The following is a 13,825-nucleotide window of genomic DNA, read 5'->3' on the forward strand; positions in this document are numbered from 1 at the left end:
ATCACGACGGCCGGTGCCATTCGCTGCAGCGCACGCTCTCGCTCTGGGGGGCTTGTTCGGCGTGCGGCCCGAGCGAGGTTGGCTCTGCCACGGACCGCGGACGGCTGCTCGTCGTCGATCTCGACCTGTCGAGTCGGGGTGCCATCGAGACGGTGCGTGCCGTGCTGGCGCCCTATCGGCTCGCGGGAACGCCCTGCCTTTTTCTGCTGAGAGACATGTCGCCGCGCTGCCAGACACAGGCTCATGCGCTCGGTGCGCGCGAGGTCCTGTCCGTGGAGGCGCCGCGGTCCCTTCTGCTGGACAAGGTTGGCGCCATGCTCGGCTCGTTCGCTCCGACGGTCGCCGGCGCCGGGCTTCAGCGCCGTTTCATCGCGGCTTCGGCCGCGCTCGGTGATCTGCTCGACGCGGCCGCGAGCGGTGGGCATCTGCCGGTTGCGGCGATCAACGACAGTGTCGAGGCTCTCAACCGGGCCGCAGAGGGCGGCGACCTCGACGCGTGGCTCGATCTCGTCTGGCAGCACGACGATGCCACCTATCAGCATTGCCTGCTGGTTTCGGGGCTGACGGCCGCCTTTGCGCACCGCCTCGGCTTCGGCGCGGCCGACCGGCGGCTTATCACCAGCGCAGCCGTGCTTCATGACATCGGAAAGGCGCGGATTCCGCTCGATATCCTGCGCAAGGCCGGCGAGCTGACGGCGGAAGAGCGCAGGATCATGCGGGAGCATCCGCGGATCGGTCACGACATGCTCGTGGCCCAAGGCGGCTTCGCGCCGATGGTTCTCGCTTCGGTGCTTTCACACCACGAGTATCTCGACGGATCCGGCTATCCGCAGGCACTGATCGGGGGCCAGATTCCGGATCCGGTTCGGATGATCACGATCTGCGACATCTATGCCGCCTTGATCGAGCAACGCTCCTACAAGCCGCCGATGCCGCCGGAGGAAGCCTATGCCGTGCTGATCGGGATGGCGGGCAAGCTCGATCTCGATCTGGTGCGGGTTTTCGGCGAGGTGATCGTCGCCGCATCGGCCGCCCGGCTCGGGCGGCATGTCGAGACGCGGGCGGTGCCTGCGCGTCGATACGGGGGCGCCGGCGAAGCCTAGACCGCGAAAGAGGTTCCGCAGCCGCAGGAACTCGTCGCGTTCGGGTTGGTGATGCGGAAGGACTGGCCGATCAGGTCGTCGACGAAGTCGATGGTGCAACCTTCGAGCAGGTCGAGCGAGGTCTCGTCGATCAGCACCCTGGCGCCGTCGCGCTCGATGACGAGGTCGTCCGCTGCCTTCTCGCGGTCGATATCGAAGACGTATTGGAAGCCCGAGCAGCCGCCGCCGGCCACGCTGACGCGCAGCATCGAGCCCGGCGGCTCGTTCGCCATCACCGAGAGAATTCGTTTCGCAGCGTTTGCAGTCACCGCGATTCCACGCGGATTGACCGCAAGATCGGTCGACATGGTCAGATGCTCCTTGCACCCTGGTTCCCCGGAAAGGTAATGGCCCGGCAGCGCCTCTACAAGCACGGGGCGGCGACGGGGCAGCCATGCCGCATCCACAGAACCCGCCTTCCGGCTTTTCCTTCGCGCCCGGCATCGAGCCGGGAGAGCGCTGGCGCGCACCCTATGCCTGCCGCTCCAGTACGAGCCGGGGGCGCCTGATCGGCGAGCCTGCCTCGGCGACGCGTGGCGAGTTCCAGCGCGACCGCGACCGGATCATCCATTCGACCGCCTTCCGCCGGCTGAAGCACAAGACGCAGGTCTTCGTCTCGCACGAAGGCGATCACTATCGGACCCGGCTGACCCATACGATCGAGGTGGCGCAGATCGCCCGCGCCGTGGCTCGTGCGCTCGGTCTCGACGAGGATCTGGCCGAGGCGCTGGCGCTGGCGCATGACCTCGGCCACACGCCCTTCGGCCATACCGGCGAGGACGCGCTGGAAGAGTGCATGGCCGGTTTCGGCGGCTTCGATCACAACGCCCAGACGCTCAGGATCGTGACGCGGCTGGAGCGGCGCTATGCCGATTTCGACGGGCTCAATCTGAGCTGGGAGACGCTGGAGGGGCTGGTCAAGCACAACGGCCCGCTGCTCGACCACACAGGCAGGCCGACGGCGCGCTACGCGAAAAATGGTATCCCGGCGGCCATCGTCGAATACCAGCAGCGCCAGGATCTCTGGCTCGACAGCTATGCCTCGGCAGAGGCGCAGGCTGCGGCGCTCGCCGACGACATCGCCTACAACGCCCATGACATCGATGACGGCCTGCGGGCCGGGTTGTTCGGCCATGCCAAACTCAGGGCTGTGCCGTTCCTGGCGGAACTGCTGGACGAGATCGAGCGGCTGCATCCCGGGCTGGAGAAGCCGCGCCTGACAAATGAGCTCGTCCGCCGGGTGATCACCCGATTCGTCGAAGACGTGATCCGGGAGGCGCAGGCGCGGTTGACGGTGCTGGCGCCTGCCGATGCCGATGCGATCCGCCGCGCGGATGAGCCGGTCGTCGCCTTCTCGCCTGCGATCGAGGCCGCCGACCGCGACATCAAGGGATTCCTCTACCCCAACATGTACCGGCACCCGCGCATCGCGCCGATCCGGGCGCAGGCGGCGCAGGTGGTTCGCGACCTGTTCGCGCGCTTCAGCGCCGATCCGGCTGCGATGCCGGAGGAATGGGCGGCGGGCTGCGACGGGCTCGACGATCACCGCCGGATGCGCCGCATTGCCGACTACATCGCCGGTATGACCGACTGGTACGCGCTCGACGAGCATCGTCGCCTGTTTGACGTCACCCCCTCGCTGCGATAGGGCCGGGCGCCCGTACGAAAACGTTCGAGCCTGGATGAGCCCTCATCCTGAGGAGCAGCCGCAGGCTGCGCCTCGAAGGATGCACCAGATGGTTCCGGAGCCTCCTGGACCATCCTTCGAGAAACAAGCCTCGCTTGCTCCTCAGGATGAGGGCTTAGAGCATCGGACCGAAAAGTGGGATCCACTTTTCGGACAAATCCGATGCTCAGACAAACAGCTAGATCGCCACTTCGCGTCCGACAGGACGCGCGGCGATCTAGTGGCTTTCAACGGACAAGATGTGACCACGATGAACCTGTTCGAGATCTTTTCCGCCCGCCTTCATGCCGCGCTTTCGGCGCTTGCCGATCGCGGCGCGCTTCCTGCGGGCTTGGGTCTCGGGCGCGTCGTGGTCGAGCCGACCAAGGATCCGGCCCATGGCGATCTCGCCACCAACGCCGCAATGGTGCTGGCCAAGGAGGCCGGCACCAATCCGCGCGCGCTGGCTGCGCTGCTGGTCGAGGAGCTGTCGAAGGATCCGGAGATCGCCACGGCGGAGATCGCCGGCCCCGGCTTCATCAACCTGACGCTGCAGCCGGCCGTGTTCACTGCCGTGCTCAAGGCGGCGATCGAGGCGGGACTGGACTATGGCCGCGGCAAGCCGAAACCGGAGCCCAAGGTCAATGTCGAATATGTTTCGGCCAACCCGACCGGGCCGATGCATGTCGGCCATGGCCGCGGCGCCGTCTTCGGTGATGCGCTGGCGAGCCTGCTTGCCTTCGCCGGGCACAACGTCACCCGCGAATACTACATCAACGATGCCGGCGCGCAGGTCGATGTGCTCGCCCGCTCAGCCTTCCTGCGCTATCGCGAGGCGCTGGGCGAGGATATCGGCGCGATTCCGGAAGGGCTCTATCCGGGCGACTATCTGAAGTCGGTCGGCGAGGCGCTGGCGAAGGCGCATGGCTCGGCCCTCAGGGACCAGCCCGAGGCCGAATGGCTGCCGCTCGTCCGCCAGGCGGCGATCGACGGCATGATGGCGATGATCCGCGACGATCTCGCCGCGCTCGGTGTCGTTCACGAGATCTTCTTCTCCGAGCGCTCGCTGCAGAAGGTCGACGGCAATAAGGATGCTGTCGCCGAGACCATCGCGGATCTGCGTTCGCGCGATCTCGTCTATGAGGGCAGCTTGCCGCCGCCGAAGGGCCAGAAGGACGAGGATTGGGAGGATCGCGAGCAGACTCTCTTCCGCGCCACGCAGTTCGGCGACGACGTCGACCGGCCGCTGCTGAAATCGGACGGCAGCTACACCTATTTCGCCAACGACATCGCCTATCACCGCTCCAAATTCGTCCGCGGCTTCCCGGAGATGATCGACGTCTGGGGCGCCGACCATGGCGGCTATGTCAAGCGCATGCAGGCGGCGGTGAAGGCCGTCACGAACGGACAGGGCTCGCTCGACGTCAAGCTCTGCCAACTCGTGCGCCTGCTGCGCAACGGCGAGCAGGTGCGGATGTCGAAGCGCTCCGGCGATTTCGTCACGCTGCGCGAGGTCATCGACGAGGTCGGCCGCGATGCGGTGCGCTTCATGATGATTTTCCGCAAGAACGACGCGACGCTGGATTTCGACCTTGCCAAGGTGGTCGAGCAGTCGAAGGACAATCCGGTCTTCTACGTCCAGTACGCGCATGCGCGCTGTGCCTCGGTCTTCCGGCAGGCGCGCGAGGCCTTTCCGGACCTCGATCTGTCGCCGGCGGCGCTGGCGCAGGCCGACCTTTCGATCCTGACCGACGAGGCCGAGGTCGGGGTCGTCAAGGCAATCGCGGCCTATCCGCGAATCATCGAAGGCGCGGCGGCAGCCCACGAGCCGCATCGTGTGGCATTTTTTGTCCACGAACTGGCGAGCGCTTTCCATTCTTTGTGGAACAAGGGCAAAGACTCGCCGCAATTACGGTTCGTTAATCAAACTGATCGAAAGTCGACCTTGGCGAGATTGGCGTTCGTGCACGCGGTGCGCGGCGTCCTTGCTTCCGGTCTGGCTGTCGCTGGAGTTGCGGCGCCGGAAGAGATGCGCTGACGGTCGCTTTCCGGCGGCGCGCACGAGGTCAGGTTGACCGCGCAGGATATCGCCTTTTCCATAGGAGGAGGCGGCTTGTGCTGCAATGGATCGTACCATGAGTGAGCCCGCTAGGAATCGTTTCGCGCTCGATCTTGAAGATCTCGAGCGCCAGCTTCGCGGGGCGGGGCAGGCGCCGCGCACCGGCCATGCGCCTGATCCGCTGGCGGAGCTGACCCGCATCGTCGGGCAGGACGACCCGTTGAAGGATATCTTCGCCGAGCGCCGTGCGCCGGCCCCGCGCCCAGCGGCCCGCCAGGAGCCGAGCTTCGAGGTGGTGCCGCCGGCTCCCGCGCCGGCCGTGCCCGTGCAGGCTGCGCCACCGGCGGAACTGCGTGGTGCGCTCGATGAATTCGAGGCGCTGCTGCGACAGACCGAGCCGAGGCGGCAGGCGCCGGCTCCCGTCGCGCCGGCCATGCCACAGCAGGTTCGTGCCGAACCTCAGCACGACGATTACGACCTGCCCGAGCCTCTGCCTTACAACCAGCCTGCGCCGATGCGGGGCGGCGTGCCGGCCCGCGATCTCGATGAGGAGGCCGGTGCCCAGGCGATGCCGGCGGCCTATGCCGAGGAGCCCGCGCAATACGCCTATGCGCAGCCCCAGCATTCCTATGCACAGGCCCAGCACGGTGCTCCGGTCCACGAATATGCTGAAGACGATCTGCCGGATCTGGAGCCGCGCCGCTCGCGCAAGGGCCTCTGGGCGGCTGCAGCGGTCATTGCCGTCGGCCTCATCGGCGTCGGCGCGACCTTCGCTCTGCGCGGCGGTTCTGCGACCAAGGACGGCCAGCCGCCAGTGATTGCGGCCGATCGCGGCCCGGTCAAGGTCGAGCCCGCCAATCCGGGCGGCGCCGAGATCCCGAACCAGAACAAGCAGATCTACGAGCGCAGCGCCGAGGCTCCGCAGGGCCGGAGCAAGGTGGTCAACAACGAGGAGCAGCCGGTCGACGTGCAGCAGGCTGCCCGCTCGATGCCGCCCCGCGTCGTCATGCCGGGGCCTGGTGCCGGAACGGCCCTGGCTGCTGCGCCAAGCGCGCCGGAACGCAGTATCTCGCCGGCCGAGCCTGGCCTGACCCCGATGCCGCCGGTGCCGGGGCTCGGCGAGCCGCGCAAGGTCCGCACTGTCGCGATCCGTCCCGACGGAACGCCGGTTCCTGCCGGCGTCGACAGCAATCAGCCGATCGCAACGGGCTCGGCCCCGAGTCGCTCGCTTGGCGCTGCTGCGACGAGCACCCAGCCCTCGCTGCAGCGGTCGGCTGCTGCGGCTCCTGCCCAGGCTGCTCCCAAGGCTCAGGAGCGCGCGACGACGCCGCCCGCCGCGACGACCCCGGCGGCTCCGACCCGTCTTGCCAGCGCTCCCGCAGCCGCTGCACCAGAGGCCGCTCCGGCGACAGCTGCGGTGCGAGCCGGCACCGGCGATTTCGTGGTGCAGCTCGGCGCGCCGGGCAGCGAGGCCGAGGCCCGCGCGACCTTTGCCGCGCTGCAGCGCAAATATCCGCAGCAGCTCGGCGGTCAGTCGCCGATCGTCCGCAAGACGGAGCTGGCGGGCGGCAAGACCGTCTATCGCCTGCGCGTCGGACCCTATTCCCGCGAGGATGCGTCGACGATGTGCACGGCGCTCCAGGCGGCTGGCGGGCAGTGCTTCATCGCGAAGAACTGAGCTCGCGCAGAACAGGCTGAAAATCGGGCGGCGGCATCCGGCAGGGTGCCGCCGTTCTGCTTTGAAACCGGCGCATGGCGGGGTGAGGGGCGCGCTTGTTTCGCCGCTTTGACCGTGCGAGTAGCCTGCCAACAACAGAAGGCTGCCTCGACCATCACGGCAGCCGTTGCCAGCTGGAGGTTACCCCATGGATCGCCGTAAATTCGTCAAGGTCACGGGTGCGGCCGCGGCCGGCAGTGCGGCCATCGCCGCGCCCGCTATCGCGCAGTCGCAGCCCAAGATCAGCTGGCGGCTGACCTCGAGCTATCCGAAGAGCCTGGACACGCTCTACGGCATCTCGACCCATGTCGCGAAGCGCGTCGCCGAGGCGACCGACAACAACTTCCAGATCCAGGTCTTCTCGCCCGGCGAGATCGTGCCGGCGCTGCAGGCGCTCGACGCCGTGCAGAACGGCACCGTCGAGTGCAGCCACACGCTGGCGAGCTTCTATATCGGCAAGGATCCGGCCTTCGCCTTCGAGACCTCGCTGCCCTTCGGCTTCAATGCCCGCCAGCAGAATGCCTGGCTCTATCAGGGCGGTGGCCTCGAGCTCTGCCGCGCCTTCATGAAGACCTACAACGTCCACACCATTCCGTCGGGCAATACCGGCGCGCAGATGGGCGGCTGGTTCCGCAAGGAGATCAAGTCGCTCGAGGACCTGAAGGGGCTGAAATTCCGCATTGCCGGCCTCGGCGGGCGTATCATGGCGCGGCTCGGCGTGGTGCCGCAGACCATCGCCGGCGGCGACATCTATCCGGCTCTGGAGCGCGGCACGCTCGATGCCGTCGAGTTCTCCGGCCCCTACGATGACGAGAAGCTCGGCTTCGTGAAGGTCGCCAAGTATTACTACTATCCGGGTTTCTGGGAGGGGAACGCCAATGTCAGCTTCCTCGCCAATCAGGATAAGTGGAACGAGCTGCCGGCATCCTATCGGGCGATCGTCGAGATCGCCTGCGCCGAGGCGAACGCCCACTGCTTGGCGAAATACGACAACAGCAATCCCGACGCGCTGATTCGCCTTGCCGGCAACGGCGCGGAGCTGCGGCCCTTCCCGCAGGAGGTGATGGCGGCGGCGTTCAAGGAAGCCTACGCGATGTATGGCGAGCTCGCCGCCAGCAACCCCAACTTCAAGACCTTCTACGATTCCTTCCTGCCGTACTGGAAGAAGGAGCAGCTCTGGTTCCGCATCGCAGAGCTGCCGTTCGACGCGTTCAACGCGCAGAACTACCAGCAGGTGAAGTAACCGGGCGCTCATTAGTCGAAACGCCGTCATTCCGGACAAGCGGCGAAGCCGCGCCGATCCGGAATCCATCGAAGGGCGATGCGCTCTACGATGGATTCCGGGTCTCCCTGTGGTCGCCCGGAATGACGAGATCCCAGGATGCGAGACGGGCGCTTGACCGCGCGCCCGCCGCTTCCTAACCCGGTGCGATGACTTCACGCGCCTTCATCGCCGGCTGCCTCGGCACGAGCCTCACCCAGGACGAGCGGGCCTTCTTCCGGGATGCCCGCCCCTGGGGCTTCATCCTCTTCAAGCGCAACACGCAGACGCCCGAGCAGGTTGCGGCTTTGACGGCGCAGATGCGCGAGACTGTCGGCTGGAACGCGCCGATCCTGATCGACCAGGAGGGAGGGCGCGTCCAGCGCATGGGGCCGCCGAACTGGCCGAAATACCCGTCGGCGCGCGCCTTCCTCGCCATCAACGACCCGATCAGCCAGCGCGAGATCGTCCGGCTCTCGGCGCGGCTGATGGCGCATGATCTGAAGAGCGTCGGCATCGATGTCGACTGCCTGCCGGTCCTCGACGTGCCGGTCGCCGGTAGCCATGACGTGATCGGCGACCGCGCCTATGCCTATGATCCCGATCAGGTGGCGCGGCTCGGCCGGGCGGCGGCGGAAGGGCTGATCGCCGGCGGCGTGCTGCCGGTCGTCAAGCACATGCCCGGCCATGGCCGGGCGCGGGCCGACAGCCACCATGACCTGCCCATCGTCGACGCATCGCTCGACGAATTGCGGGCGCATGATTTCCGCCCGTTCCGGCATCTCGCCGACATGCCGCTCGCGATGACCGCGCATGTCGTGTTCACGGCACTCGATCCGAAGCATCCGGCGACGGTTTCGCGCAAGATCGTGCGCGAGGTCATGCGCGGCGAGATCGGCTTCGACGGGCTGATCATGACCGACGACATTTCGATGAAGGCGCTCTCCGGTTCCTTCGAGGCCAAGGCGCGCGCCGCCATTCGCGCGGGCGTCGACGTGATCCTGCACTGCCACGGTATCATGGAGGAGATGGTCGCCATCGCCGGCACCGTGCCGGAGATGACGGGCGCCCGCGCCCGTCGCGCCACGGCGGCGCTCGGCCGCATCCGACACGAGCCGGAGCCGATCGATCTCGAAGCTGCGCGTGCGGAATTGGCGGCCGCGCTTGCGTTGAGCGCCTGAACGGCTGAATCTGCGTCCTCGGGGATGACAGTGGGGCAGGGCCTCAGATGACGGCCGAATTGCCATTCGAGGAAGATGCCGCGCGCCGTGAAGGCGAGCCATCACTCGTTGTCGATGTCGACGGCTATGAGGGGCCGCTCGACCTGTTGCTCGATCTCGCGCGCCGCCAGAAGGTCGATCTGCATCGCATCTCGATCCTGGCGCTGGCCGAGCAGTATCTTGCCTTCGTCGAGGAGGCGCGGGCGCTCAGGCTCGAGCTTGCTGCCGATTATCTCGTGATGGCGGCCTGGCTCGCCTATCTGAAGTCGCGGCTGCTGCTGCCCGAACCGCCCAAGGGCGAGGAGCCGAGCGCGGCCGATCTCGCCACGGCGCTGGCGCTGCGCCTGCGCCGGCTGGAGGCGATCCGCGCCGCCGCGCGCAAGCTCGCCTCGCGCGAGCGGCTGGGACAGGACGTCTTCGCGCGCGGCGCACCGGAAGAGATCGTCGCAGGCGCCCGGCCGGTTTGGGAGGCGGAGCTTTACGATCTGCTCGCAGCCTATGCGCAGCAGCGGCAGAAGCGGGTGCAGGGGCATATCTCTGTCGGCCATCGCGTCGTCTGGTCTCTGGTCGAGGCGCGAGAAGCGCTGCAGCGACTGGTCGGCGAGGCCGGGGATTGGACCGAACTCGACAGCTATCTGACGCAGTACATGACGTCCCATGGCCTGCCGGCGCGAGAGATGCGGGCGACGGTGCGAGCCTCGGCTCTGTCGGCCATGCTCGAAATGGTCAGGGAAGGGGTCCTCGATCTGCGGCAGGATGAGGCTTTCGCGCCGATCGAGCTGCGCCGCCGTTCGGCGCGGCCGCAGATTTTGCCCTTCGCCGGCAAGGATGCGTCATGACTGCCGCGATGGCCGCCCCCCTGGACGCCGAGGATGGTGGCGGCGTGGAAGCTTTCGCCCAGGCATTGCGCATTGTCGAGGCGCTGCTTTTCGCTTCGACAGCGCCCCTGTCGACAGAGGCACTGGGCCGGGCGATCCCGACCGGCATCGCGGTCGAGCAGGTGCTGGCCCGGCTTGTGGAGATCTATGCGACGCGCGGGGTCAACCTGCGCCAGGTCGCCGGCGGTTGGGCCTTCCGGACGGCGCCGGACCTCGGCTATCTGCTCGCCGCCGAGGCCGAGCCGCCGCGCAGATTGTCGCGCGCCGCGCTCGAGGTGCTGTCGATCATCGCCTACCACCAGCCGGTGACGCGCGCGGAGATCGAGGAGATTCGAGGTGTCGCCACCGCCAAGGGCACGCTCGATATCCTGTTGGAGGCAGGATGGGTGCGCCTGCGCGGACGGCGGCGCTCGCCGGGCCGGCCGGTGACCTATGGCACGACGCCCGGCTTCCTCGATCATTTCGGTCTTGACCGCATCGACGATCTGCCGGGCCTGGAGGAGTTGAAGGGAACCGGCTTCATCGAGGGCCGCCTGACGCGCGACCTCACGGTGCCGGTTCCGGATGACGATCCGAGCTTGCGCGATGACGAGGACCCGCTCGGTGATCTGTTCAGCCCGCTTGACGACGGCGAGGGGGGGGCGCAACAGGGGTGAGGAACGGCAATCTCGGTATTGCGGCTGTTTTCCCTGCGTCATCCCGGACAAGCCGCGAAGCGGCGCCGATCCGGGATCCATCATCGAGCGGTGTGTTCTACGATGGATCCCGGGTCTTCGCTTCGCTGTGCCCGGGATGACGCGTGAATTGTGAAAGGTGGGCATTCTTGGCGCGCAGCGACATCAAGGCGGGGTGGCTCGGCTGGGGCCGGCGCGGGACGGCCGGCGCGGCGATCCCGATGGCGCTGGGCTTCGAGAGCGTGACGCAGCGCTTCGGAGAGGTGGTGGCGCTGTCCAATGTTTCGCTGACAGTCAAACCGGGTGAGATCGTTGCGCTGCTCGGCCAGTCGGGCTGCGGCAAGACGACGCTGCTGAGGCTCGCTGCGGGTGTCGAGCGGCCGAGCTCTGGACGCGTGCTGCTGGAGGGGAGCGATGTTTCGGCGCCCGGCCGGTTCGTCGAGCCGGAGCATCGCGGTGTCGGCTTCGTCTTTCAGGACTATGCGCTGTTCCCGCATCTGACCGTCGGCGAGAATGTCTGCTTCGGCCTGCGCGGGCAGAGCGCGGCGTCGGCGGAGGCAACTGCGCTCAGGGCGCTCGCGCGCGTCGGCCTCGCCGACTTCTACGGGGCTTATCCGCATATGCTCTCCGGCGGCGAGCAGCAGCGCGTGGCGCTGGCGCGTGCCATCGCGCCGCGTCCCGGTGTGCTCCTGATGGACGAGCCCTTCTCCAATCTCGATCGGCGGCTGCGCGACGTGGTGCGCGACGAGACCGCCGCACTGCTGGAGGAAACCGGTGCCACTTCGATCATCGTGACGCATGATCCGGAGGATGCGATGCGCATCGCCGACCGCATCGTGCTGATGCGGGCCGGGCGCATCGTCCAGGTCGGCACGGGCGAGGAGCTCTATCGGACGCCCGCCAGCCTCTTTGCCGCCCGATTTTTCTGCGATTTTACCGAGGTCGAAGGTCGCGTCTCAGGCGGCGCGATCGATACGCCGCTCGGGCGCTTCGCGGCGCCGGGGCTGCCGGAGGGAAGCGAGGCGATCGCCTGCATCCGGCCGCATCGGGTGCGGATCGTGCCGAAGGGCTATTATCTGCCCGGGCGGCTCGTCGCGCGGCGCTTCCTCGGCGAGGTCGATCATCTGCTGATCGCCGTGGAGGGGTTCGACCGTGCGCTCTCGGTGCGGGCCGCGCTGTCGGACGAGATCACGGTGGGCCACGAGGTCGGCGTCGAGATTCCGTCCGACGAAGTCCTTGTGTTTCCGGCGGCAGATCAATAGGTTCCGCCGCCGAGCGATCGACCGGGCAGGGGTTGGGTTGGGGATTTCTCCCAGTCGAGGCAATTTCGGAGGAGTTTCGCCATGGGTGGCGTGAGCATTTGGCACTGGATCGTCGTCGGCGTCATCGTGATGCTGCTGTTCGGGCGCGGCAAGGTGTCCGAGCTGATGGGCGATGTCGCCAAGGGCATCAAATCGTTCAAGAAGGGCATGGCGGAGGACGATGAGCCGACGCCGAGCGCGACGACTGTCGATCCCAAGGTGATCGACCATACCCAGGCCAGCAACACGGCTGCGCAGGCTCAGGCCAAGGCCGAGCACAAGGCCTGATGCGGCTTGCGTCCGCTGGACGCGGTTTTGTGATGCGCGCGTTCTGATCCCTCGGCCTTGACGGCCGAGCGGAGGCGCGCCGAGAGGACGAGCCGTCGATGTTCGACATCGCCTGGAGCGAGATGGTGCTGATCGGGGCGGTGGCGCTCGTGGTGATCGGCCCCAAGGATCTGCCCAAAGCCCTGCGCACGGTCGGCCAGACGGTCAGCCGTATTCGCCGCATGGCCGCAGAATTCCAGGGGCAGTTCAACGAGGCCATGCGCGAGGCCGAACTCGCGGATCTCAAGAAGCAGGTCGAGGATGTCGGCGGGTCGGTGTCGAGTGCGCTCAACAACGACTACAAGCCGATCGAGGAGCCGAAGGATTTTTCGGCGGCGAGCGTGGGCGAGGCCGCCAAGCCCGAGGACGCAGCGCTGAAGGAAGCCGAGGCGAAGCTTGCTGCGCTGCCGACGCCGGAGTTGCCGCCGGTCGACATCGCCGCCGAGACGCCAACGCCCGCCGAGGAGCCTGTTCCGGCCGCCAAGCCGAAGCGGACGCGCAAGGCGAAGACTCAGGAAGAGCCGGTGGCCGAGAGCGCTCCGGCTGCCGAAACTGCACCCTCTGCCGAGGCAAGCGAGGCCGCCGAGAAGGCGAAGCCGGCGCGAGAGCGCAAGGTCAAGGCCGTGGCGGATGCGCCGGAAGAGCCCGATACGCCTTTCCCGGAGGCGGGTTCTGCTGAGGCGCCCCAAGAGGCGCCGAAGCCCGCTCGTAAACGCAAACCCAAGGCCGCTACCGCCAAGGGTGAGGAGACTTCCGCATGAGCGTCGCCAATCCTCGCGAGGGCGAGGACGAGATCGAGGCCTCGCGCGCGCCGCTCATCGAGCATCTGATCGAGCTGCGCTCGCGGCTGATCAAATCGCTGATCGCCTTCCTGATCATGTTCTTCATCTGCTTCGGCTTCTCGACGCAGATCTACAACATCCTGGTGATGCCTTATGTCTGGGCCGCCGGCAGCGCGGCCAACGCGCAGCTGATCTATACCGGCCCGCTCGAGCTGCTCTTCACCCATATCAAGGTGGCGGCCTTTGGCGCCGGCTTCTTCGCCTTTCCGGTGATCGCGACGCAGGTCTACAAATTCGTCGCACCCGGTCTCTACAAGAACGAGAAGGCCGCCTTCGCGCCCTATCTGGTCGCGACGCCGGTGTTCTTCACGCTGGGCGCGCTGCTGGTCTTCTTCTTCGCCATGCCGGTGCTGATGAAGTTCTCGCTCGGCATGCAGCAGGCGGCGACGGAGACCCAGGCCGGCATCGCGCTCCTGCCCAAGGTCAGCGAATACCTGTCGCTGATCATGACGCTGATCTTTGCCTTCGGCATCGCCTTCCAGCTGCCGGTGATCCTGACCCTGCTCGGGCAGGCGGGCATCATCGATTCGCAGTTCCTGAAGGACAAGCGCCGCTACGCGATCGTCTTCGTCTTCGTCATTGCGGCGGTGCTGACGCCGCCGGACGTGATCTCGCAGCTCATGCTCGCGATCCCGATGCTGCTGCTCTACGAGCTCTCGGTGTTCTCGGTCCGCCGCGTCGAGAAGAAGCACCAGGCGGCGAAGGCTGCTGAGGAGTAGACCTTTCTTCCCCACCGTC

At 67.1% G+C, this 13,825-nt stretch carries 13 protein-coding genes; 12 read left to right on the forward strand and 1 reads right to left on the reverse strand.

Features of this window, described 5'->3' with window-relative positions; all coding sequences use genetic code 11:
* Positions 1–215: 215 nt before the first annotated feature.
* Complete coding sequence (locus tag FQV39_RS01640; RefSeq protein WP_149128718.1) at positions 216–1,103, forward strand: HD-GYP domain-containing protein; 888 nt, start codon at positions 216–218, stop codon at positions 1,101–1,103.
* On the opposite strand, the gene FQV39_RS01645 is transcribed toward FQV39_RS01640, so the two are convergent.
* Positions 1,100–1,450 (reverse strand): HesB/IscA family protein, encoded by a 351-nt coding sequence (locus FQV39_RS01645; protein WP_149128719.1) that lies wholly within the window; start codon positions 1,448–1,450, stop codon positions 1,100–1,102. The two genes, FQV39_RS01640 and FQV39_RS01645, sit on opposite strands and share 4 nt — an antisense overlap.
* Before the next feature lie 86 nt (positions 1,451–1,536).
* Between FQV39_RS01645 and FQV39_RS01650 the strand changes: the two genes are divergently transcribed.
* The 11 genes from FQV39_RS01650 to tatC all read left to right on the forward strand — a co-directional run bounded on the left by FQV39_RS01650 (position 1,537) and on the right by tatC (position 13,806).
* Complete coding sequence (locus tag FQV39_RS01650; RefSeq protein WP_149128720.1) at positions 1,537–2,790, forward strand: deoxyguanosinetriphosphate triphosphohydrolase; 1,254 nt, start codon at positions 1,537–1,539, stop codon at positions 2,788–2,790.
* Between the two features lie 289 nt (positions 2,791–3,079).
* A complete protein-coding gene (gene argS / locus FQV39_RS01655) occupies positions 3,080–4,846 on the forward strand; it encodes an arginine--tRNA ligase (protein WP_149133597.1) in 1,767 nt (588 codons plus the stop codon).
* 97 nt (positions 4,847–4,943) lie between these two features.
* Entirely contained in the window at positions 4,944–6,545 is a 1,602-nt protein-coding gene (locus FQV39_RS01660; RefSeq protein ID WP_187640138.1) for an SPOR domain-containing protein, read from the forward strand.
* A 187-nt stretch (positions 6,546–6,732) separates the two neighbouring features.
* Positions 6,733–7,827, forward strand: coding sequence for a TRAP transporter substrate-binding protein (locus tag FQV39_RS01665; RefSeq protein WP_149128722.1), 1,095 nt, complete (start codon positions 6,733–6,735; stop codon positions 7,825–7,827).
* Positions 7,828–8,015: 188 nt separating this feature from the next.
* Entirely contained in the window at positions 8,016–9,026 is a 1,011-nt protein-coding gene (nagZ, locus tag FQV39_RS01670) for a beta-N-acetylhexosaminidase (RefSeq protein ID WP_149128723.1), read from the forward strand.
* 47 nt (positions 9,027–9,073) lie between these two features.
* The gene (locus FQV39_RS01675; RefSeq protein ID WP_149128724.1) at positions 9,074–9,904 is read left to right on the forward strand and encodes a segregation and condensation protein A; all 831 of its coding nucleotides are present in this window, start codon (positions 9,074–9,076) and stop codon (positions 9,902–9,904) included.
* The gene (scpB, locus tag FQV39_RS01680; protein WP_149128725.1) at positions 9,901–10,599 is read left to right on the forward strand and encodes an SMC-Scp complex subunit ScpB; all 699 of its coding nucleotides are present in this window, start codon (positions 9,901–9,903) and stop codon (positions 10,597–10,599) included. Before FQV39_RS01675 ends, scpB begins: the two co-directional genes overlap by 4 nt.
* A 239-nt stretch (positions 10,600–10,838) precedes the next feature.
* On the forward strand, positions 10,839–11,879 hold the full coding sequence (locus FQV39_RS01685; RefSeq protein WP_149133598.1) for an ABC transporter ATP-binding protein: 1,041 nt from the start codon (positions 10,839–10,841) through the stop codon (positions 11,877–11,879).
* Positions 11,880–11,960: 81 nt separating this feature from the next.
* Positions 11,961–12,206: a twin-arginine translocase TatA/TatE family subunit gene (locus tag FQV39_RS01690; RefSeq protein ID WP_149128726.1), complete on the forward strand. Its 246-nt coding sequence runs from the start codon at positions 11,961–11,963 to the stop codon at positions 12,204–12,206.
* A 98-nt stretch (positions 12,207–12,304) separates the two neighbouring features.
* Entirely contained in the window at positions 12,305–13,006 is a 702-nt protein-coding gene (tatB, locus tag FQV39_RS01695) for a Sec-independent protein translocase protein TatB (RefSeq protein ID WP_149128727.1), read from the forward strand.
* Complete coding sequence (tatC, locus tag FQV39_RS01700) at positions 13,003–13,806, forward strand: twin-arginine translocase subunit TatC (RefSeq protein ID WP_149128728.1); 804 nt, start codon at positions 13,003–13,005, stop codon at positions 13,804–13,806. The genes tatB and tatC overlap by 4 nt, the downstream gene beginning before the upstream one ends.
* Positions 13,807–13,825: the final 19 nt, after the last annotated feature.

The organism is Bosea sp. F3-2, from assembly GCF_008253865.1.
GTDB lineage: Bacteria > Pseudomonadota > Alphaproteobacteria > Rhizobiales > Beijerinckiaceae > Allobosea.

Excerpts from the sequence above, each read along its gene's own strand:
- argS (WP_149133597.1), top strand. The coding sequence starts at position 3,080 with ATGAACCTGTTCGAGATCTTTTCCGCCCGCCTTCATGCCGCGCTTTCG.
- tatC (WP_149128728.1), top strand. The coding sequence starts at position 13,003 with ATGAGCGTCGCCAATCCTCGCGAGGGCGAGGACGAGATCGAGGCCTCG.
- FQV39_RS01665 (WP_149128722.1), top strand. The coding sequence starts at position 6,733 with ATGGATCGCCGTAAATTCGTCAAGGTCACGGGTGCGGCCGCGGCCGGC.
- tatB (WP_149128727.1), top strand. The coding sequence starts at position 12,305 with ATGTTCGACATCGCCTGGAGCGAGATGGTGCTGATCGGGGCGGTGGCG.
- FQV39_RS01650 (WP_149128720.1), top strand. The coding sequence starts at position 1,537 with ATGCCGCATCCACAGAACCCGCCTTCCGGCTTTTCCTTCGCGCCCGGC.
- nagZ (WP_149128723.1), top strand. The coding sequence starts at position 8,016 with ATGACTTCACGCGCCTTCATCGCCGGCTGCCTCGGCACGAGCCTCACC.
- scpB (WP_149128725.1), top strand. The coding sequence starts at position 9,901 with ATGACTGCCGCGATGGCCGCCCCCCTGGACGCCGAGGATGGTGGCGGC.
- FQV39_RS01640 (WP_149128718.1), top strand. The coding sequence starts at position 216 with ATGTCGCCGCGCTGCCAGACACAGGCTCATGCGCTCGGTGCGCGCGAG.
- FQV39_RS01690 (WP_149128726.1), top strand. The coding sequence starts at position 11,961 with ATGGGTGGCGTGAGCATTTGGCACTGGATCGTCGTCGGCGTCATCGTG.
- FQV39_RS01685 (WP_149133598.1), top strand. The coding sequence starts at position 10,839 with ATGGCGCTGGGCTTCGAGAGCGTGACGCAGCGCTTCGGAGAGGTGGTG.
- FQV39_RS01660 (WP_187640138.1), top strand. The coding sequence starts at position 4,944 with ATGAGTGAGCCCGCTAGGAATCGTTTCGCGCTCGATCTTGAAGATCTC.
- FQV39_RS01645 (WP_149128719.1), bottom strand. The coding sequence starts at position 1,450 with ATGTCGACCGATCTTGCGGTCAATCCGCGTGGAATCGCGGTGACTGCA.
- FQV39_RS01675 (WP_149128724.1), top strand. The coding sequence starts at position 9,074 with ATGACGGCCGAATTGCCATTCGAGGAAGATGCCGCGCGCCGTGAAGGC.